We start from the raw sequence: 22,200 nt of genomic DNA on the forward strand, positions 1-22,200 counted from the left end.
TATGGAAGAAATACACTTAACATTTAAAAAAATTATTAACCGTGAACTTGCTAGCGAAATCATTTATGAAGATGATAAAGTAATTGCAATCATGGATAAATTTCCTTATAATCCAGGTCATTTTTTAGTAATTACTAAGAATCACTCAGTTAACTTAAAAGATAGTAAAACTGATGATATGACTTATGCTTTTGCAAAAGCAGTTGAACTAGCAAATATCAGAAGAAAAGAAGGACACTTTGAAGATTTCAAAGTTGTTGTTAATAATGGTCGAGATGCAGGACAAGTTATTGACCATCTTCACATTCATATAATTCCTTTTTATCCAAAAGATAAAAAGGAAAAATAGTCTATAATAAACATATAAATTGCTCCCCCACATTAGTGCTAAAGCTATCACATCAGTATTGCCTCGTTGCCGTGATAGAAGTTGCTAAAGGCATAAGATATGAGATAGAGTTAAATTTATTTAACTGGCTAACTAGTATGTTCTCAAGTGTGGAACAGGCCGAACATGCATGCATGCGTTCAGAAATAAAAAGAGTCTTATGCGTAAAGACTCTTTTTTATTTAAGAATTATAATAGATCTTTTGGCATGCAATATGAGTTGAAATTTTACTCAATATATGAAAAAACTAAAAAATCAACTTAATAGTTATTTTCTTTAGTTATAATTAAATTAATATGAGCAATAAAGATTCAAAAATAGTAGTAAATAGACCGTGTGCAGAAGTGAAAAAATTAACAAAGACACATGATATGAAAGAAACAATTAATTTAGTTGAAATTCACCCAGTCACAAATAAAGCTAAATATAAATATGAAGCTGAAGGAGATCCCTTACCACCTGTAGTACCTCCCCCACCTGGTCCTGAAGATGATGGCGAAGCTTTTAACAAAGAATGGGTTTTGAAGCAAATAAAATTAACAGTAGGTGATGCTGTAACTATTTTGCGTGATGAAGGTCTACAAAGGGAAAAAAGAATAGATCAAAAATTTGAGGAGTCAAAGTCTGAAAGACAGCAAACGGACAAAAGAATAGATCAAAAATTTGAGCAAACCAATAAAAGACTTGATAGAGTTGAAAAACAAAACAAGGACATAAATGAAAAATTGGAAGCAATTTTAGAATTACTTAAAAAGAAAGATAAATAAAGAAGCGCCTAAAGAATACAATCCAAAGAAATATCTACCCAACCTTTCTGGTTGAGTTAGATATTACAATTTAAAAAGATTCAAAAATAGTAGTAAATAGACCGTGTGCAGAAGTGAAAAAGTTAACAAAGACACATGATATGAAAGAAACAATTAATTCAGTAGAAATTCACCCAATCACAAATAAGGCTAAATATAAATATGAAGCCGAAGGTGATCCCTTACCACCTGTAGTACCTCCTCCACCTGGTCCTGGAGATGATGGTGAAGCTTTTAACAAAGAATGGGTGCTGAAGCAAATAAAATTAACAGTAGGTGAGGCTGTAACTATTTTGCGTGATGAAGGTCTACAAAGGGAAAAAAGAATAGATCAAAAATTTGAGCAAACCAATAAAAGACTTGATAAAGTTGAAAAACAAAACAAGGAAACAAATGAAAAACTTGAAGTAATTTTAGAATTACTTAAAAAGAAAGATAAATAAAGAAGTGCCTAAAGAAAACAATCAATAAAGAAATATCTACTCAACCTTTCTGGTTGAGTTAGATTGAAATTCAAAGCAAAATTTGCTCCCCCACATTAGTGCTAAAGCTATCACATCAGTATTGCCCCGTTGCCGTGATAGAAGTTGCTAAAGGCATAAGATATGAGATAGAGTTAAATTTATTTAACTGGCTAACTAGTATGTTCTCAAGTGTGGAACAGGCCGAACATGCATGCATGCGTTCAGAAATAAAAAGAGTCTTTGCGCATAAGACTCTTTTTATTTCTCAGATTTAAGTTTTAGTTAAACGTTTCATTTTTCAATCAAAAACATTGAAATTAAATATTTTTCCTTTTTCAACAGGAATTAAGAAAGAATGAAATCTTTCTGGAAGTCCTGTTTGAATTGCAAGATTTACTGAACCATTAACAAATGGTGTTGTTGGAGATCATCCCCAATCAACCAAAATTGTCTTATTTATATCATCGATTTTGTAATTTTTTATTTCAAGGCCACCATCTAGAAAATATTCAGTTGGAGTACCTTTATTGCGAATGAATTGTGATAAATCTTTAATAAAAATATAGTCGGAATTATTTAAGTCTAGTTTTTGCTTTACAGATTCATAATTAAATGAATCGGATCAGGGTGAATATTCTTTTCTTATAGCAACCATGTCATTTAAATTTTTATAGTCACGAACTTTTAAATATTCATCGTAGACCTTTTGATCTTCATCACTTAATCTAAGATTTAACTTTAAATCTTCTTCATTTTTTATAAGACTAATAAATCTTTGATATTCAGGTTCATTAGTCTGTTCAAGAGCATCGACTAAATAAAAATTCTTTTTCTGTTCATCACTTAAAGAATTGTAAATAGGAGAATCTTTATATATCCACTCTTTTTTTGCAGCAAACATACCTCATGTTTTTCGTATCTCGACTTGTTCAGGAGATATTTTTCCTAATTCAAATATGCCTCTTACTTTGAAGTGGTCAAACTTTGGATCTTCAGATTTTTCACTGCTATTTCTAACTACTACATCGTAGCCATCAAATTCTTCAACATCTTGATATGTTGGATAATAATTGCTAAATGTATAATCAATATATCCATACAGATTTATTTGTGTATAAGGTTTATTTCCATTCTGCGTTCTTTTTGAATAAACTGCAGCACCTTTTTTTAATGGTTCACCAGGCTCTCTATAGGAGCAAGCAATTAATGGTAACAGTGATGAAAAAGTTAAAGTTGAAAGTAAAAAAAGAAACAATTTTTTGCGATTTTTCTTATAACTCAGAATAGGTAAGTGCAACATTTAAGCTCACACCTGTATCATTTTCTCTTCTAGACAAATTATTTTTTTAGTTTTTCTCATAGTACTTCCTTTTTTGTATTGCCAGAATGCAATAACTCAAACTTAAGAGTTGCACTCATTTAAAATTTCTTATTTTGCTTTATCGAGCAAATTATAAAATTAATCCAAAAATCGCCTTAAAAAACCAGATTTTTATTTTTTGGCTTAGCCTAAAACAACAAATCTGTATACTTTTAATATCTAATTTGTTTTAAGCTAAAATAAAAAAATGAATTTCAAAATTTTGGTACTACAAAAAAATTATTGTATAATTATAAAGCATAGGTTATATTAAATAAATTAGTTTTTATTTACTATGCAATTTGATCCGCCACATTAGTGTTAAAGCTATCACATCAGTATTGCCCCGTTGCCGTGATAGAAGTTGCTAAAGGCATAAGATATGAGATAGAGTTAAATTTATTTAACTGGCTAACTAGTATGTTCTCAAGTGTGGAACGGGCTGGCATGCATGCATGCGCCAGAAAAAAAGAGCCTTGACGGCTCTTTTTTATTTGCTAAAATATATTAATTATGACTAATAAAGACCCTTTAATGCTACATCCTTATATGATTAAAAATCCAAAATTTTTTAGAGATATGTTTAATATGCCGGTTGAAAATGTTCACCCGATAATTGCTTTTGAAGGTGAAACTAATTATTATTTTATGACTCTTAGAAGTTACAAAAGCAGATATGATAAACAAATCTCCATGTATAAAAAAATAATTTTAAAAGGGCAAGGCGATCATTATCAAATGTCAAAAGACAGTGTTATCAACAATGATATTATCTATAAAGTTGAAAAGTCATTGCTCCAGAAGAATGTTTTTTCAAGAAATAAAAACAAGGTAAGAATCATTAATGATATAGAAATTGAACAGATTTTGAGAGACTTATCTACGAGAATGATTAGTCGACCACCTAAAATAGCATTAGTAGAAATAACATTTGACAAGAACAAATCAACACAATCACAACTAATTTATGCAGAGAATAGTGTTTTAAAGCAATACAAAAACGCAGCAAGAAAAAGACTAAACAAATATTTATCATTGAAAGACAAATTTAACTCTCTTTATTCTAAAAATCAGTTATCAGATAATTTTATTCATAAACCAAACATGAATAAATCGGAAATTTTTTTCGAGATTAATCAACTTAAGTCCCAAATATTAAAAAATTTTTACAAGCTCCAGAGCCAGAAAAAATATCTTGGTTTTTTTAGTGTAACAATAAAAAATTTGGAAAAGAAAATTTCTCTAGGTGAACTCAAAGATACGAATCGTAAATAAATATTAACATCTCTTATATAGCAAAATCACTCTTAAAATTTTATTATTCAATTCAAAACAGGTTTAAAAATAATTTACTTTTTATAAAGTAATTCACCTTTGCTTCATAGTTCATCAACATTAAGATCTTTATCAACTAATACAAAGTTGTTTAGTTGATTTTCATTAATTTCAACATCTTTTAAATCAAGATCGAAAACATCTTTTTGATTATAAGAGCTAAGTTTTACTAGTTCACTTCATGAGCAACTCGTAGCATTTTTAAAATGTCTAAGTAAGTCATTATATTTATTGGCACTACCTGCTAAAGAAGATAAATCATCTAGGTAGAAAACTCCATCTATTTTTTTAACTTTTAAAGTTCCTAGCTCGTAGTTACCATTTTCTAGTCCCTTAGCAACTAGTGAATCAGATACAATTGATAGGTTATCTATGTTTACATTTTTATAGATAAAACGAAGCACTGTATCATCTATATGAATACCATCTGTAATTATTTCTACATTAGTTTTACCTAGTGAATTGTGTTCGTTTTCTAGGATTAAATTAACAAGACTTTTATTAGTTGAGTGGTGATAACCATTCATTGCGTTGAAAAAATGTGTAACTTTTTTTGCTCCGTTTTTAATTGCTAATTTAGCAGTTTCTTCATTAACAGTACTGTGACCTAAAGAAAAAATAAAGTCTTTATTGTGTTTAACAATTGCTGACATGTTTTGAGAATCTTCTGCAGCAATTGTAAAAACGACCTTTAAATTCTGTTTTAATTCTTTAATTTTGTTGAGAAAATCAAAATCTGCAGGAATTATTAAACTCTCATCATGAGCACCTTTTTTGGTTTTTGAAATAAAAGGACCTTCGAAATGTCATGCTAAATTAAATTGATCAGAAATATCTTTTCTTAGTTTCATAAAGTTAATAAAAGAATTTTCTAAACTCTTTAAATCAGCAACGACACTTGAAAAAACTACTCTAGCAACACCTTCTTGATAAACCTTATTTCTATATTCTAAATAGTCTTTTTTTAATTGTTCATAGTTATTTAAATCATAGAAATTTTCAAAAGAAAAACCATACCCACCGTGGGTATGTGCATCGATAAAAGGCGGCATCATTACTAATTCAAAATCATTGATTTTTGAATTAGTAATCTCTACTATCTTGTTATCTATAATAGTGATATCGACTATTTTTTCGCTATCATGATTAGCTAGCAAAATGTTTTTAAGAACTCTTTTATTCATCTTGTTCTTTATCTAGACCTTGTAGAAAAGTACCAATTGAATCAGTGTTATTATCACCGATAATAACGTTTGCTATTTCTTTTAAATCATTGGTTGCATTTTCTAAAGTAATTGCAAAGTCTGCAGCTTCTAGCATTTTATAATCGTTACTGCTATCGCCAAAAGCAAAAATTTCTGTATCAGGATGGTGTTTTTTGATGTATTCAATAGCAAGCGCTTTTGAAATATTTTTAGGGTTGATATCTACAAATATTTTGTTAGTTAAAACTACTTCGTATTTTTTACCAAGATTTTCTTTAGTTGCTTTTAAGTATTTTTCAGAAATAGCTTCGTTAGTACGAAGCGCAATTTGCAAAATAGTTTCTTTTCTTTGATAGATACCTTGATCAGCATTTTCTCAAGTGCTTAAAACAGCTGATTGTAAATCCATTAAACGATTAGGATCAACTAGGTGAGCATGCTTATTAGGATCATAAAGGATGTAAGAATCTTCTAAAGTATCCATCTGCATGATTAAGTTTTCTTTAATCGCAAGATTTTTTAAAAATTCATAAGCATCTAGTTCTAGATTACCGTTGACAGTTATTTGATTAGTTTTTAAATTCTTCATAACTGTCGAATTACTTGTAAAGAAATAGTTTAAGAAGGGCAGTTCTTGCATGACATCTAGACATTTTTTAATCCCTCTACCAGTTGCGATTGCTAAAATGTCACCATTTTGGTGGCGTTTTTGGAGCATTTTTAAAGTAAGGGGGTGAATTGTGTTGTCGTTTCTTAATAATGTGCCATCAAGATCGAAAACAAAGGCGTATTTAGACATATTTAAATAATAAATAAGAAGGGCAAATTTTGTTAAAACTTTTCATAAAAAATTCAAAAAAATTTGTAAAATATAAAAACTATATTTAAATGCAATTTTGCATTATTTTAAATTATGTGGCAAACCACTATTTAATCAAATACGGAGAACAAAATGAGTAAAAGAACATATCAACCTAAAAAACGCAAACACGCCAAAACACACGGTTTTCGTGCTCGTATGGCTACAAAAAATGGGCGTAAAGTGCTAAAAGCACGTCGCTTCAAAGGAAGAAAACAACTAACTGTTTCAGATAAATAATAATGAAGAGAACTTTCATCCTGAAAAAGAATTGAGAGTTTCAAAAAATTATTGATAATAAAACACAGATTAATAATAAGAATCTAGTTATTTACTATAAAAAAGCAACTGAGTTTAAAGTAGGTATTAGTGTACCTAAGAAATTCGCCAATGCAGTAAATCGTAATTACAATAAAAGAGTAATCAAATCAATTCTTGATGGCTTTAATTATCAGGCTTTAAATTTTACTTTAGTGATTATTACTAGAAAAAACTTCTTTAATCTATCTTACGAAAAGAAAAAGCATGAGTTAATAGCAATGCTGGAAAGGATTTTGAGTGAACAAAAATAATCGTTCTAAACATTATGATTTTTTCCAAGGAAAAAAAGATAATGATCCTAAATTAGAACGTAAAACAATTATTCGTAGAATTTTGTTTGTTTTCAAAATTCTTTTATATGTAGTTTTGGCTGGACTGACCTTAACAGGTTGTGTGCAGTCTTTTGTCATTCGTAATACTACTCAAACTGGACAAGGGCTTGAATTCTATAATTCAACTCAAAACGTTTCACCTTATACAACTTTATATGCAACAGCAGATGCTGAAGTATCACCGACAACAACTAATTCTGCAGGACAAACACTTGTTAACACAGAAAATTCAATCGCTAATGCAGTTGTTAATTCACACGTTAACTATGTAGTTGTTAATAAATCGGTCACTTCTGATTTAGAAGTGCAAGCTAAAAATCATGGTGCAAATTATGCAAGTCTAGGAAATATCACTAGTGCAATTAGTTTAACAAACACAAATACAACTAACTTTAATTCAGTTAATACAAGTATTTGAATGGATGCAAACAATAACTTCCAGACTGTAAAAACTGATAATCAAAGTGAAAACACTGCATCAGTTTTCTATAGAGAAGCTGCAGATGGAACAAAACGTTACTTATTCTTTAATAATGAATTCACTTCATGAACAAATCTTTATGATAGTTACAGTAATATCTATGCAATTTCACAATCACCAGATGCGCTTGTAAGATCAAATGCTTTAACACCTACAAACGATGCAAACGGTAATCCTGTCTATGTTTTAGAAAGACCTTACTTATTAAGAGTTACTCTAGAACAAGACTCCAACACTCCTGCTGTAGTTAAATATAATCGTGATGTTGTTGAAACTTTATGAAGATGAACTATAGCAAAACCTGTCTTTAATCAGATTGTTGATGTCAGTGGAAATGCACAAACTCTAGAACAATTCTTAGAATTTATCGCAAATCCAACTAACTATATAACTGATCTTAATAATACAACTATTTTTTCAGGAGTAGGTTTAACACCTACCCAGGCTGCTGCTTATAATACTTTATTAAGTATTAATCAAGTTGTTATTGATGCAGGTTACATTGCTACAAGTGCAAATACTTCTACACTAGGTAATCAAAGTATCTCAACAATTACTACTAACTTGACTTCGCCAAATCAATCTTATAGAAACTTTGGTTATGGTGAAAGCACATCTGAAGCAATTGTTACTTTTGATCAAGCCTGATTATATGGACCGTTTTACGCTCTAATAATTTATCCTTTTGCTCAAGTGACAGCAGCAATTACTAGTGCTATCGGACAAAGTGGTTGAGGAGTTGTTCTAGCAATTATCTTAGTTGTTTTACTTTCTCGTTTAGCTGTCTTCTTCTTAACATATAGAGGAATTTTTGGAACCCAAAGAATGATGGACTTAAATGCTAAGAAAGCAAAAATTGAGGCTAAATATTCTCAATACGATAAAAGCAATAAAGTAATGCAACAACGTAAACGACAAGAAGTTTCACAGCTTTATAAAAGAGCTGGAATTAATCAGTCGGATACCTTTATCTCAATTCTCTACACAACCCCTATTTTCCTAGCTGTTTGAAGAACGATTCAATCCGTTCCCCAAATTAAAGCCAATGAAATTTTAGGAATTAACTTTGCGACAACTTCATATCAAGCTGTCTTAAATCAGCAACAATATCAATACATTGCCGTTATTCTATTAGCCGTTATTTTCCAAATCGTCTCCCAAATTTTACCAAGACTGCTAGCGCGGAAACGACTGAAAGAAAGAACCAACGCTTTTGAACAACAGCAACTTAAAAAGTCTAATAGGACTCAAAATATTGTCTTGATTATGTTCTTGATTTTCACGGTTATCCTGCAAGCAGGGGTTCAAGTTTATTGAATCATCGGAGCGATCTGAACAATCGGTCAACACCTATTTGTCTTCTATATTCAGCGAACCAAATTCTACAAAGGCTGAATTTTGGATCATTTATCCAAAGAACGCTTTGTACGCTGAAGAGTATAATAATCACATCACTTGATGTGATTTTTTTATTACCGTTTTTATACTATTAGTTATTTATTATCTATAAAACGGATAATTATAAAAAATACATTAGTTCCTCAAAACTTGAAAAAATATCACGTTTCTGTAAATAAAAATAAGAAAATCCTGCTTTTTGGTCAAAATCATTTGAAATTTTTTCAAATTAACTTTTAATTTTAGGCATTTTTTGGAAAAGTTGTATTCTATGCACAAGGAGATATAACAACATTTTAGAAACATTAATTTCTAAAATGTTTGAAAGGATATTAATATGAAAAAATTAAATAAAAGATCTTTAGTCTTTAGTATGTTAGGAGTAGTTAGTGTTGTTGCAATTTCAGCAGCGATTGCATGTAGTCCAATGGCTACCAAGCGTAAGACTGTTGACCCTGCATTGAAGAAAAGTTTTTATTCAAAAGTACTTCACCAACAAGGTTTATGGGGAACTCTAAGAGATCCAAAAACTAAAAATATTTTACCAAGTAAATTCATTAAAGACCAACCATTTAAATCATTTGAAGATTTCAAAAGTCAAATCAGATTAAGCAAAGCACTTAAATTTGATAATACCTTAAAATTAAATTTAAAACGCCAAGAAGCTGATGACAAAAATGGAATAATCAATGTTTTTCTTGAAGCATTATTTGCAGATGAATCAGTTGAACCTACTCTTTTAATTTCTAAAGAAGTTCATGTAATAGTCAAAGGATTAAAGAGAAATATTGAAGAACAATCAGAATTTTTAAAAACTATTAAAATGGATGATAAGTTATTAACTGAGGACCTAGCAAAAGAAATTGTTAAACTAGTAATCACTGAAAAGTACAAAACTACTTTACAAGATTTTTTAGCATGATTAGAAAAAGTTCAATCTGAGAAAAACATCGTTGACAGGTTTAAAGAATTCAGTTTTGCTCTAGATGATAAAAGTATTACTACTTTAAATGCTGAAGTTAAAGACAATAAATTAATTGTTACTTTTAAATTAAAAGAAGCAATAGTTACAGATACAAAAGACATGTCTTTTACCTTCAATAATAGTTCAACAGTTAACTTTACAGCACCTACTGATGATGCAGATTCTAAAGCAAAATTTGATGCAGAAGTTACCAAATTTAAAAATGAAAAACTTGCTTTAAACGATGCTGAATTATTAAAACTATTACCAACACGAGTTATCCAAACTATTCACTTAAAACCACTGCCTGGTAAAGAAGAAGAATTAAATGACATATTCGCTATAATGAAGAAAAACTTCAAGTTTAGCACTGATGGTTTAGAAATTGACAAAAATTTTGCTTGAGAAATAGTAAGTGCAAAAGCTAATGATGAAGAAGGTACTGTAGAAATAGTACTTGGTGTTTCTACACCAAGTTATTCACATCAGTTCAAATATATTATTAGTGGTTTCAAAACAACTTTAGACACTAAAGTTTCACTGCTTCAGTCAGTAACATTAGATAGTCAAGGTAAATCAAATATTGACTTATTTAATGATTTATGAAAAGTGGTAGCAACTGATAAAGCTACTGCAACAATGGATGATCTAGCATTAGCTTTACAAAATGTAAGTGGCTTTAATGGTTTACCTGGTTTATTAGATGGTTATAGTTTAGTACCCGCTTCATTAGGCAGCAAACTAACTAAAGTTGCTGATAACAACTTTAATTTAGAACTAAAATTTAAAATCCAAAAAGCTGATAATACTGATACAACAAAACAAAAAGATGTCCTAATTGTTTTAAAAGGTTTTCAAAATATCGGTAATGCAACAGTAACTAGTTAAAATATTTTATTAACTACAATAATTACGTTCTACACGTAATTATTTTTTTGTTTTTGAAATGTAATTTATAGGTTTTGCTAGCTAAAATAAATTTAATTGAGACTGAAAGTAATAAAAAACTCTCTCTAGATAAAAACTAGAAAGAGTTTAAAAAATAATGGCGCCTTGATATAGGCAGAAACGAGAAATTATAAGTAATTAAAAAGATTATTACAAACAATTCTATAGCCTAAATTTGTTAAGATAAAATTTAGGCTATGTAATTATACAAAAAACTTTGAAAATCATAGTTATTTTTTCTTGTTAATTTTTTTATAAAAAAACTGATAATTAATAAAAAATAAAACTTTATAAAATTAAATAGGGATACCGATGTAGTATAATTTATAAGACTACGTTAAAACCTTTGCTTATTAAAAACATTCAAAACTTTTATTACTATTTAAATAATTAAATTAATTAGATTTGTTGTGAGTTCAAATAGTCTAAATAATTTAACCTATATATAAAGGAGTATTTAATGAGCAAAAAACTTTTTAATATACTAAATACAACAGGTCTCTCAAGTGAACACTCTGAAGAAACTATGTCATTAAAGACACAAACAAATAATTCTGGAGTAGCACATGCTATTAACTAAACGAAAATTAATTATTACATCTGGCGTTTTAGTTTTTACTTCTGTTTCTTTAATATCCGTTGCATGCAGTAATGTTTCAAATGAAAACATTATTCAGAATTCAATGAAATTGGATAATAAAGAAATCAATTACGCAGTTCTAGATAATTTTTATTCATGAGAATCTGATCAAAATTATCAATTACCTGTTCCTACTGTCATCAATAATAGCGACAAATTATCAAATTTTTTGGTTTCTTTGAAATATGAATTTTTGAAATTTCATGAACTCATTTCAGGTAATGAAAACGAAAAGCTAAAAGACCAAATAAGTGATACAATTCATAAAATTAAAGAAACCTATAATAGTGAATGATTTAAAAAACACACAATTCTTATCGATTATGGTGACAAAAAAGGTGCATTAATAGATCATAAAGTTAATTCTTGAAATGAAAAGGTAAAGATTCAAAACTTACAAAGTATCTCTCTCACAAACAATTCTATTGAAATAGTTTATAAGAAACCTGAAAATCTGAAAGTAAACCAAAAATTTAATACTGTTTTGTATGAATTAAAAAATAGTGATTTCAATCTTGAAAGTAGTACTAACTATGGAATCAAAACTTTATGAAATACTACTACTAGAAAAGTGAAAATTGAAGACAGAGAAATCAATTCATCAGCAAATTTTACAGCATCACTATATCAAGCTAATCACAACTGAAGTCTTGCTAAAGATATAAATAATAAAATTTTAGAGCACGATTCTATAGCGACTACCATTATTAAAAATCAAGTTGAATTAAGTAGCCTAATAACTGAAAGTAAGTTATTAGCTAAAAATCAAAAATGAGATTCAAAAGTAAATGAACAACTTCAAAAAATGAGCGATCATTTTGATAAGAATTTCTTTTCAGATAACATCTTGGTTTTAGTTTCTGTAAATGGTTGAGTAAATAATTTCCATGAGGGAGATTCTTTATACATTGAAGATTATAATGCTGAAGTTATTGATAATAATGTAGAGATAACTTTATACAGAAGTGCAGTTAATGTTAATACAGAACTTATTGAACTAAGTAATAACCCTATTTTTAATTATTCAACTGATAAATTTGCTTCAAAAAGAATCCCTTCTGAAGATTCTTCGCCTGATGTAACACTATTTATGGCTATCAATAAAAATAAGTTTAGAAATCTTGAAAATACTAATTCTATACTTACTGTAAAACCACTAAGTAAAGATAATAGTTTATAGTAACCTAACTTAATTAAATGTTTTAAACAAAGAATTAGTTATTTACTAAACTTTAGAAATAAAAACTATTAATTAACACTAATAAAGCAACCTTTCTAGTTTAAATAGGAAGGTTGTTTATTCGTTGAGTAATAAAAATCCTGAGTCAATGAAAACTCATGTAAAGGGTTGTTATCAGTGTAAACTTGTTTTTGAATAATTTAACTGAAACATAATAATAGAAAGAATAAATCCTAGAAAAGAAAACATTCTCACTTCACTAACAAGGATAATAAATAATTCAAAAAAATAAAAATTTAAATTTTTCCTCTCCACTTAGTTTTGGTAGTTTATTAATTTAGAGGATAGAATTAATACAATCAGATTATAACTAGTTATATAATTGAAAGGCAGAAGTATGAAATTAAATAAAAAGACAATATTATTAACAGCAGGTATTTTATCAATAACAACTTTACCACTTATATATGTTGCTTGTGATCTTGGCAGTTATGATTCTTCTCCATATATTGGCAAGGATCAAGTGTTAACTGATGATAGAAAGGTTATTAAATATACTTCAATAAACGAAAAATTTTTTAGATACTTAAACGAACAAGGTAAGAATCATAAATTAAGCGAAGTAATTTCGAGTGATGATGGACTAAACACTGTATTACAATCTTGAGTTAATAATTATGCTAGATATGAAAGATCGCTAGAAAATGTATCACATAATCTTGAAGCTAATGAAAGAGAATTATTGCAAGCAGCTAGAGACCTAAGAACTGTTTATACAAAAGAGTGATTTAAAGATAATACATTAGTAATTGATTATGGTGGAACTAGGTATGCAAATTTGGAAAAAATCGATTACTCTTTTTTCAATGAAAAGACAAAAATTAAAAATTTAGCCAAGATCGAAGTTGTTCAATATGCTGATAATGTTGCTAATAATGAAAAAGAAATTGAAATAACTTATGCTGATAAGAAATATGTTCGTACAATTAGCCCTGTAATTTATGAATTAAAAAATAAAGATTTTAAACTGACAAGTTCAGGAAATTATTTAGTTAAAAAATACTCACTTGATGATTCAAAAGTGTTGAAAACTGAAAGAGTGATTAATGCAAGTTCTTTCTTAAATATCGATGTTTCAAAATACAATAGTAATGGTTGAACAAGATGAAACCTACCTGGTGAAAACTTGATTCAGTCTAAATCAAACGCCCGTGAAGGTGAAGAAATACAGGTAGCAAACAATTCAGTTGCTACTAGATTCATCAAATCAAAAGAAGAATTAGAAAACTTAATTAAAATAACTAAGGAATCATATTTAAAATCTAATGCTGAAGATAATTCAGCAATAGAAGAATTTGACAAAGTTATAACATATTTTGATAGTGATTTTTTTAAAGATAATGTCTTAAGCATTTTAGCTGTTGATAATTGATTTGATCATTATAGATGAGAATCTGAGTATCGCTTTGTAGGTGATTATAATGCTGATATTGTGAAGAATAATGTTGATATAAAATTATTTTGATACAGTTATGTTATCACTGGCAAATATGTAAATCCAAAAGCAGAAGTTAAATTTACTTCAAGACCAGAAAAGTATAAAACTACACCTATAACATTGATATGACCTGATAGAGACGCAACCTTATTTATGGCAATAAGTAGAAACAAATTTACTAACATTGATACTTCTAGAATCAATGTATCATTCACTGTAAATTATACTATATAAACTAAATCAAAATAATCTTAAAAACAGTACCGAGCACTTTTGCTTGGTATTTTTTTACTCTGTTATCACTTATTTTAAAGTTTTAAAAATAAAAAATATTTTTAAATATTTTGGCAAAAAAAGACAAAAGCGTATCATTATTACGACTATATGAAAAAAGAAAAATCATAACTGCTAATTATCTTCTTTTACCATTTATTAACTTGTTAAAGTTAATATGGCATGTATAGCCTGATAATTAAAAAAAAGGATAAACATGAACAAGTTTTTATTTACACTAATGAATAATGCTAATGTTGTTGACAAAGCCTTGCAAAAATCAAGGGTTATAATCCAAGTTCAAGCAAACATAGGATTATCTTTTGATTCTTATATAGTGAGTTATAACAGTGAAAGTAATGAAAAAATCTTAGTATTCTTAAGTAGAATAAAAATAAAGGATATCTATAAAAACGATGCTGAAGCCATGGACATTCATAAAGTTACAGATCATTATAATAATAAAAATGAATCTTCAATTACTTCATTTATAAATGCTTTAACTTATGTTATTAACTAGAACAAACAAAAAAAGATTTTTTGTAATTATAACTCTAGCATCTGTATTATCATTTTCCACTGTTTTTGTTTCTTGTTCAGTTTTGAGCAAGTATGATTTTTCACCATATATAGGTAAAGATCAAGTGATTTTATCCAATAAAAAAATAATTAAATACACAGCATTAAATAGTTCTTTTTTTAGTTATTTTAATAAAAATGGTGATGATCTTCGTAAGAATGACTATAAGAATGATAAAGAACCAGCAGCTGAAGTTGAATTAGTAAATAATGCAGACAAGCTGAAATCCATAACTAATTCATGACAAAAAAATTATTCAGATTATTTAACTTCTAAGCAACATTTTCGTGGTGACAATTCAATACGTATGGAAGATCTCAAATATAATGTAAAAAAAATAGAAGAAGTCTATACTTCGAAATGATTTGAAGAAAATTCACTAGTGATTGATTATGGTGGACACAAGAAAGTTAAGTTAAAAAGCGACAGCAACCGTTTTTTTATGGAGAAAACAGAGATAGAGAACCTAATGGATATTTCTTTAGTAAATCACTCAGGCAACCTAAGAGATATTGAAATTACTTATAAGAGAGATGAAGAACAAAAGGATTCTAGATATGAATCACCCATAATCTATGAGTTAGAAAATAAAACATTTGGGTTGTCTAGCAAAGAAAATTATAGTGTTTTCAAGTTATGAAATACAGACACAAAAGTATTGAAAGGCAAAAGAGAGTTTAATGCGGGTTCATATTTAAATACGAATCTTTATTACTATAATGAAGATTGACAAAAGGAAATTACAGATGACAATGTTCGTTTTTATGGTAAAAGTAAATTGTTGAAATCAAAGCTCGAGTTTGATAATTTAATATTGAAATCAAAATCTTCATTTTTAAAAATGAATCCAGATCAGAAAAAAAACATTAGAGAGTTTGACAAAGTTTTATCTTATTATGATGATGAATTTTTTAAGGACAATTTTTTAGCAATTGTCTCAGTATCATCATGAACATCTTGAATTCATGAAGAAAATTCACCCTACATAGATGATTATAATGTCTTGATTAAAAATAATGAAGTTGCTATAACTTTATTTACTAACTTTGTTAGAACAGATATTGTAACAAGCAAAAAGCCAGAATTAGTATTTAGTTCTAGTTTAAATAAGTTTGAGAGTATTCCTATAAAATTATCTTTTCCCAGTGAAGATGCGACACTTTTTATACCAATTAGTAAAAGTAAATTATCTGATACTGAAAAGGCAAAAACTCAGATATATGAGTATCAAAAATAGTAATTAATAAATGTATTTGTGTAAATAAACTAAACCCAAAAATAAAACTCTTATTTCTATTAAAAGTAGAGATAAGAGTTTTTAATTGCTGTTTCAATTTTATTCTAAATAAGAGAAACACAAAAAAGATGGTTTTCTTTAATTTATTTTATTAAAATGTTATTTTTTAATTATTTCATACTAATTTTAAAAAAAAGTATTTTTTGCAAAAATAATATAATATGGTTGCGATATCAAATAAGTCGCAAATTAATAAAACTTTTACTATTTACAACTTTAAAACGAGCAATTATCCAAGTTGCAATTAACCGCAATGTAGTAAATATTAAAAGTAAGAAAGTGAATTTTTATTTTAAAAATTCAGTTAAATAAGAGAAAGGATAAAAGTAAATTCTCAATTATGAAAATAACTAAAAAGAAATTATTGTTACTAGCAATGGCTAGCACAACACTTTTAGTACTACCTATTTCACACGTATCATGTACATCAAAAACTGATGATAATCTATTAATGAAAAATACATTTATAGTAGATGGTAAAAGAATCCAATATGCAGCATTTAATAATTTACTACCTAAATATATTTCAACTAAAAATGAATGAAGCAATAAAGATCATTTAAAAATTAAACCTGATGTAATTAATTCTGTAGCTAAACTTTACAGTGTTTTAGGTTGATGAAGAGTCAATTTTAATAAAAACATAACTAACTATAAAAATCCCAAAACCTTATTTGTTACCAAAGGTTTTGATGAAGGACTTCAAGCTATTTTTGCTCATTATACAAAAGAGTGATTTTCAGAAAATACGCTTTTAATAGATTATGGTGGACTAATTGGTACAGAAACAACTAATCATGGTGACACACTTTTAATTGAAAATAAAAAGGCTTTTGCAGTTGATAAAATAATTGTTAAGGATCAAGAAATTGATCTAGTTTATAAAGAACCTGCAATAAAATATGAAAGCGATCTTTATTTTCCAATTCTAATAGAAATGAAAAATAAAGATTTTGATCTTAAAGAAAATCAAACTTATCATGTAACTAAAAAATGAGATACAAATGTTGAAGAAGTTAAACTTGAAGATAGAGAAGTTAATGCTTTTGCTTATCTTAATTTAGGTTTAGCTAGTTCATATTTAAAGAATAAATATAAGGATTGAAGTAAAATTAAAAGAGAATTCAAACCTTATAACGAAGTTAAGCGAATAACTGATTTACCTTATGATGCTTCCAAAATAGTTACTACTAAAAAAGATTTTGATCTTTTAATCAGTACTTATCAGGATCATTATGAAGCTAAAGCAAAAGAGTTGAATCAAAAAAGTGGCTTATCTAATTATGTAGTGAATAATATGAAACAATTATTTGATCGTTTCTTTTTTAAGAATAATGTTTTAGTAGTGGTTTCTTTATCAGAATGAGCTAGAAAAAGAATTCAAAGTGATAGTGTTTATGCAAAAGATTATCATGCAAATTTAAAAGGTAATATTTTAGAGATTACCTTTTATGAACCCGACAAAGATGAAGATAGCAATAATCAAGAAAAGTTTGGTTTTTCAGTTAATCCTGAATTTATAAGAGAAGAGAAATTTTATAATGCAATTGATCTAAATAAAAATAATGATGGATCAAATGCATGATTATTCTTTGCAATTGATAAAAATAAAGTAAAAAATATTGAATCATTAAAAACAAATATTTCGCTTAAACAATATAAAGATTACACTGAGTAATTTGGTTATAAAAATTGTTTTGTACTTGCTGTTCAATCAGCAAGTTTATTTTTAAAGATCTAAAAATCAAATATATTTTGCAATAAATTTATAATGATATAAGTTATTTTTAGGGTGTCAAAAAAATAATTTATTTTTAATTAAATCTGCTTTTTTTGACAAAAGAATATGATATTGGTGTAGTTGTCAATTGTCACTACAAAACTATAAAAAAATTATTATTTATTTAAATAATAATTGGAAAGAATAAATAATGGCAAAAGCTATTTTAAGTATTGCTAATATAGTTAGCACATCTGTATTACCAATCCAAACTGTTTCAACTGTGCAAACAGAAAAAGCCAATAATCATTTACAGGATTTTAATTTTGAAAATTTATTCAAAATAACTAGAAATGGTTACGATGAGAATCTAAGACTTTCAAGATTGAATAAGTCAGTCGAAGTTCTCGTTCGAATTAAAGATCATGTTGATTTTAGTGAATATGAGAAAAATAAAGACATTACTCCTATCACTAAACAATATATTTTACAAAATCAAAATTTTGTAAATTCATTAGAAGGACTATTATTGGATCTTTCCTTTTATACAATCAGTAATACAACACCTTACATTACCTTTGTTTTTAAAAGCAGAGAAAATTTAGAAAATAATTTGCTATTACTTGCAAGCAAAGAAAATTCTGTATCAATTAATTCATATGAAGATAATGAATTAGATAAAACACAGAGAAATATGTCAGCAGGTTCAGTTCTATTAAGTTATCAATATGATTACGACCAATCAGTATTTGAAAAACAATTTAAGTTGGTAGGCGCACTGGATCGAAGAAAAAAAGATGCTCTTGTTAGCGATCTGCAAAAAAGATATTCATTTAAAAATAAAGTAAATAAAATTAAATTAGGTGTTGTTGAAGCAAGTAATAATATCTCCAAAGACAACATTCTTTTTAAAAATAAAAATCTTCATTTTTATAGTAAAAACGGAATTACTCAACATAGCTTTGAAAAATCAAGTCATGCAGATAAGGTTTCATCAATAATTGCAGGAACAAATGGATTAGACACATTTATTGACGATATATATAGTGTTCATGTAAATAATTTTGATACTAAAACTGGAAAAGAAACAGGTGATTTCGTTTATGAAAGAATTGAAAAATTTGATTGACTAATATCATCAGGAGTTAAAGTTATAAATAACAGTTACGGAATAGAAGGAGATAGAAACAAAGCCCTAGAAGAAATTAATACATATAAATACAATGAAAGAGCTTATTATCTGGATTTCATAGCCAGAAAATATGGGATTATAAATGTATTTTCAGCAGGTAATGATGGTAATAAACCCACATTTGTTACAGGCGGTAGTACTTTATCACAAAATAGTATTGCTGTTGGAGCAACCAATATAACAGGAGATGAATTAAGTACGATATCTCAATATAAATTTTTTGATGAAAAAATATTAGCAAAGCCACTAATTGTTGCTCCTGGTGAAGAATATCGTTTTCCATCCTTTGAAAAAAATGATAATTCACTTAGTAAGCCGAAAAGAGGAACAAGTTATTCAGCACCTATTGTTACAGGCTTAATAACTATGTTAATTCGAAATAATTACAATTTATATGGCAAACCTGAAGCAATCCTTGCTATTTTAACTGCAGGATCTAACCCTATTAGTAAGTACAAATCTAAAAAAGCTAATGGCTTAAATGAAAAAGTGGGTGCAGGCTTAGTAAATTATGAATTGATGCAAAAAGCTGCAGATAATGTTCAAAGCATACATGTGAACGAAAACAACAAAAGACAAGAAATACTATTACCTAAATTATCCAAAGGGCAAATGATTGCAATTTCTACTGCATGATTGTTCGATGCAGGATATTTAAAATTTTCTGAATTTGACCCTTCATATGTCAAAAAAACTGCTACTTATGAAGATTTTGATAAAACTTATTTATCACTAGCCAAAGATAAAGATAAAAAATTTTGAAACTTTACAGATTATTTAAAAAGAAAATACGGAGAAAATTGGTATATACCTACTGACATAAATATTTATTTAGAAAAATGAAATGAACTTTCTGATACTTGAGAAGATGTATCTAATTCATCTTCTTTAACTAGTAATATAGAATTTATTAGATTAGAAATCAAGGAATCTGGTAAATATAGAGTTGTTATAAAGCAAAACAGTCCTACAAAAGGTAAAACAGATACAAAGGGTGCAATAACTTATGTCATCACTTAAAAAGAAATCGTTTTTAATTTTTACATTTGTTTCATTATTTTCATCTACTTTAGTTGCAATTAGTTGTTCAAAACATATTGTTGATATTAATGATAATAAACCAATAGATGTTGTTGACCTTAAAGATAAAAAGCCAGATGTTGCTGATCTTAAAGATAAAAAATCAGCAATTTTTTTCAATATTTCGATGGTTGAACAAAATATCGTGAATGGCGAAAAAGAACTAGGTGTGATAACTTTTGATCCTGAGACAGTGTCTAAAATTTATGGAAGTGATATAACCAAATTAGAACCGATAGTATTAAAAACAAAACAAGATTTAAATAACCTAATGGACAATTGAAAAAAAATAGTTTTAAAGAAATTTAATTCAGATAAAAATTTTGCAGATTCTCTTAATCTCACAAAAGATGTTTTAGTCCAAGACTTACTTTCAAACAAAAACGACATCATAAATAAATTTAATGATAGCTACTTTGAAAAAAATATTATTGTAATTGATTTTGGTGGAGAAATACAACCACTAGTAAATGATGATAAAGAAATTAAAAATTTAAACAGAATCTGAGTAAAAAAGAAAAAAAATGAGATAATTTTGGACTATTTTTGAACTAGTTCTTCACCTATCAAAGAAAACGATACTCATGCATATTCGGCTGTCTATTTTTTAAATAAAAAAACGTTTAATATAAACCCTGGTAATTACATCATTATAAAAAAAATATACGGTTACATCCCTGAAAACAAAATGACAAAAAGATTTTTGAATTATTATTCTTATATAACGCAGGATCTTTCAAAGTATGAAGATCAAGAACATATAATTTGAGATAAGAAATCATTATCAGGGGATTATGCGACAACTATTATTAAAACAAAGTCTGAACTAAACAATCTTCTTGAAAATTTCACTATTGGTTATAAAAAAGAATTTTCAAAAGAATTTCCTAAAGAAACGTATGAAAAAATTAATAACGATTTTTCAGATGAGTTCTTCAATGATAATGTTTTAGTCTTGCTATCTGGAAGTAATTGACAAGGACACACATGGCTAATGTATGATTATGTGGAAGAATCATATGATTTAAAATTAGAAGGAAATAATTTAAAGTTTGAAATATTTTTTCTCGACTATCCTCCAGAAATGCCCGAGGAAGTCCCTGACAAAGTAAATGCAAATTATGCTTATAATTCTGCAGGATGACATCGATACAATGATAATTACTCGCACACGCAATTTCTAAAACTACCAAAATCTTTAATAAAAGATTTAAATAAATTAAGAACAACTATTGAATTTGATTCTTAAAAATTATATTTTATCTAAATAGTTTGTAGCCCTCAATTTGGTCTACAAACTATTTTTAAATTATCGATGTATTTAAATATTAATACTCTCCAACTGACAGAAACAAAAATCTGAATAATTTTATTATTGACTAACGCTTCTTTAATTTTATTAAGGTTTTTATTTTTTCAAATTTTTAAGTTTTAAAAAAATAATTTATTTTTAATTAAATCTGCTTTTTTTGACAAAAGAATATGATATTGGTGTAGTTGTCAATTGTCACTACAAAACTATAAAAAAATTATTATTTATTTAAATAATAATTGGAAAGAATAAATAATGGCAAAAGTTATTTTAAGTATTGCTAATATAGTTAGCACATCTGTATTACCAATCCAAACTGTTTCAACTGTGCAAACAGAAAAAGCCAATAATCATTTACAGGATTTTAATTTTGAAAATTTATTCAAAATAACTAGAAATGGTTACGATGAGAATCTAAGACTTTCAAGACTGAATAAGTCAGTCGAAGTTCTTGTTAGAATTAAGGATCATGTTGATTTTAGTGAATACGAAAAAACCCGAGATATTTCTCCTATCACTAAACAATATATTTTACAAAATCAAAATTTTGTAAATTCATTAGAAGG

Annotated in this window: 19 protein-coding genes; 16 read left to right on the top strand and 3 right to left on the bottom strand. The window is 27.5% G+C overall.

The features are described from left to right. Nucleotide 1 precedes the first annotated feature (1 nt). The 3 genes from hinT (at nt 2) to CJF60_RS03990 (ending at nt 1,638) form a co-directional block, all read left to right on the top strand. Nucleotides 2-349 carry a histidine triad protein HinT gene (gene hinT, locus CJF60_RS03980; protein ID WP_084232464.1) on the top strand — a complete coding sequence of 116 codons (348 nt, stop codon included), beginning with the start codon at nt 2-4 and terminating at the stop codon, nt 347-349. A 336-nt stretch (nt 350-685) separates the two neighbouring features. Beyond that, nucleotides 686-1,156, top strand: coding sequence for a hypothetical protein (locus tag CJF60_RS03985; protein ID WP_084232867.1), 471 nt, complete (start codon nt 686-688; stop codon nt 1,154-1,156). A gap of 113 nt (nt 1,157-1,269) precedes the next feature. Beyond that, nucleotides 1,270-1,638, top strand: a complete 369-nt coding sequence (locus CJF60_RS03990; protein ID WP_143823439.1) for a hypothetical protein — start codon at nt 1,270-1,272, stop codon at nt 1,636-1,638. Nucleotides 1,639-1,930: 292 nt separating this feature from the next. On the opposite strand, the gene CJF60_RS03995 is transcribed toward CJF60_RS03990, so the two are convergent. Then, a complete protein-coding gene (locus CJF60_RS03995; RefSeq protein WP_084232864.1) occupies nt 1,931-2,959 on the bottom strand; it encodes a hypothetical protein in 1,029 nt (342 codons plus the stop codon). 573 nt (nt 2,960-3,532) lie between these two features. Between CJF60_RS03995 and CJF60_RS04000 the strand changes: the two genes are divergently transcribed. Next, a complete protein-coding gene (locus tag CJF60_RS04000; RefSeq protein WP_084232839.1) occupies nt 3,533-4,294 on the top strand; it encodes an Mbov_0400 family ICE element protein in 762 nt (253 codons plus the stop codon). Between the two features lie 74 nt (nt 4,295-4,368). Here the strand turns inward: CJF60_RS04000 and CJF60_RS04005 are convergent, their stop codons facing one another. Both CJF60_RS04005 and CJF60_RS04010 read right to left on the bottom strand, forming a co-directional pair. Then, a complete protein-coding gene (locus CJF60_RS04005; RefSeq protein ID WP_084232838.1) occupies nt 4,369-5,538 on the bottom strand; it encodes an amidohydrolase family protein in 1,170 nt (389 codons plus the stop codon). Further along, a complete protein-coding gene (locus CJF60_RS04010) occupies nt 5,531-6,358 on the bottom strand; it encodes a Cof-type HAD-IIB family hydrolase (protein ID WP_084232837.1) in 828 nt (275 codons plus the stop codon). The genes CJF60_RS04005 and CJF60_RS04010 overlap by 8 nt, the downstream gene beginning before the upstream one ends. Nucleotides 6,359-6,511: 153 nt before the next feature. Here CJF60_RS04010 and rpmH point away from each other — a divergent pair, with 153 nt between their 5' ends. From rpmH to CJF60_RS05240, 12 genes are all read left to right on the top strand, one after another. Next, nucleotides 6,512-6,658, top strand: a complete 147-nt coding sequence (gene rpmH / locus CJF60_RS04015) for a 50S ribosomal protein L34 (protein ID WP_084232836.1) — start codon at nt 6,512-6,514, stop codon at nt 6,656-6,658. A gap of 2 nt (nt 6,659-6,660) precedes the next feature. Further along, nucleotides 6,661-6,990, top strand: coding sequence for a ribonuclease P protein component (rnpA, locus tag CJF60_RS04020; protein ID WP_084232835.1), 330 nt, complete (start codon nt 6,661-6,663; stop codon nt 6,988-6,990). Continuing rightward, nucleotides 6,977-8,995 carry a membrane protein insertase YidC gene (gene yidC, locus CJF60_RS04025; RefSeq protein ID WP_084232834.1) on the top strand — a complete coding sequence of 673 codons (2,019 nt, stop codon included), beginning with the start codon at nt 6,977-6,979 and terminating at the stop codon, nt 8,993-8,995. The genes rnpA and yidC overlap by 14 nt, the downstream gene beginning before the upstream one ends. Nucleotides 8,996-9,287: 292 nt before the next feature. Further along, complete coding sequence (locus CJF60_RS04030) at nt 9,288-10,802, top strand: lipoprotein 17-related variable surface protein (protein ID WP_084232833.1); 1,515 nt, start codon at nt 9,288-9,290, stop codon at nt 10,800-10,802. A gap of 626 nt (nt 10,803-11,428) precedes the next feature. After that, nucleotides 11,429-12,682, top strand: a complete 1,254-nt coding sequence (locus tag CJF60_RS04035; RefSeq protein WP_084232832.1) for a hypothetical protein — start codon at nt 11,429-11,431, stop codon at nt 12,680-12,682. 397 nt (nt 12,683-13,079) lie between these two features. Then, nucleotides 13,080-14,414: a hypothetical protein gene (locus tag CJF60_RS04040; protein ID WP_084232831.1), complete on the top strand. Its 1,335-nt coding sequence runs from the start codon at nt 13,080-13,082 to the stop codon at nt 14,412-14,414. Between the two features lie 256 nt (nt 14,415-14,670). Next, nucleotides 14,671-14,973 carry a hypothetical protein gene (locus CJF60_RS04045; RefSeq protein WP_084232830.1) on the top strand — a complete coding sequence of 101 codons (303 nt, stop codon included), beginning with the start codon at nt 14,671-14,673 and terminating at the stop codon, nt 14,971-14,973. Beyond that, complete coding sequence (locus CJF60_RS04050; RefSeq protein ID WP_084232829.1) at nt 14,960-16,270, top strand: hypothetical protein; 1,311 nt, start codon at nt 14,960-14,962, stop codon at nt 16,268-16,270. The genes CJF60_RS04045 and CJF60_RS04050 overlap by 14 nt, the downstream gene beginning before the upstream one ends. A 400-nt stretch (nt 16,271-16,670) precedes the next feature. Next, nucleotides 16,671-18,008, top strand: a complete 1,338-nt coding sequence (locus CJF60_RS04055; RefSeq protein WP_084232828.1) for a hypothetical protein — start codon at nt 16,671-16,673, stop codon at nt 18,006-18,008. Nucleotides 18,009-18,261: 253 nt separating this feature from the next. After that, nucleotides 18,262-20,262, top strand: a complete 2,001-nt coding sequence (locus CJF60_RS04060; RefSeq protein WP_095279149.1) for a S8 family serine peptidase — start codon at nt 18,262-18,264, stop codon at nt 20,260-20,262. Next, nucleotides 20,249-21,571 (top strand): hypothetical protein, encoded by a 1,323-nt coding sequence (locus CJF60_RS04065; protein WP_084232853.1) that lies wholly within the window; start codon nt 20,249-20,251, stop codon nt 21,569-21,571. The genes CJF60_RS04060 and CJF60_RS04065 overlap by 14 nt, the downstream gene beginning before the upstream one ends. Nucleotides 21,572-21,889: 318 nt before the next feature. After that, on the top strand, nt 21,890-22,200 hold a 311-nt coding region (locus CJF60_RS05240; RefSeq protein WP_180737981.1), incomplete at its 3' end, for a hypothetical protein.

This window comes from Mycoplasmopsis agassizii, from assembly GCF_002272945.1.
GTDB lineage: Bacteria > Bacillota_I > Bacilli_A > Mycoplasmatales > Metamycoplasmataceae > Mycoplasmopsis_B > Mycoplasmopsis_B agassizii.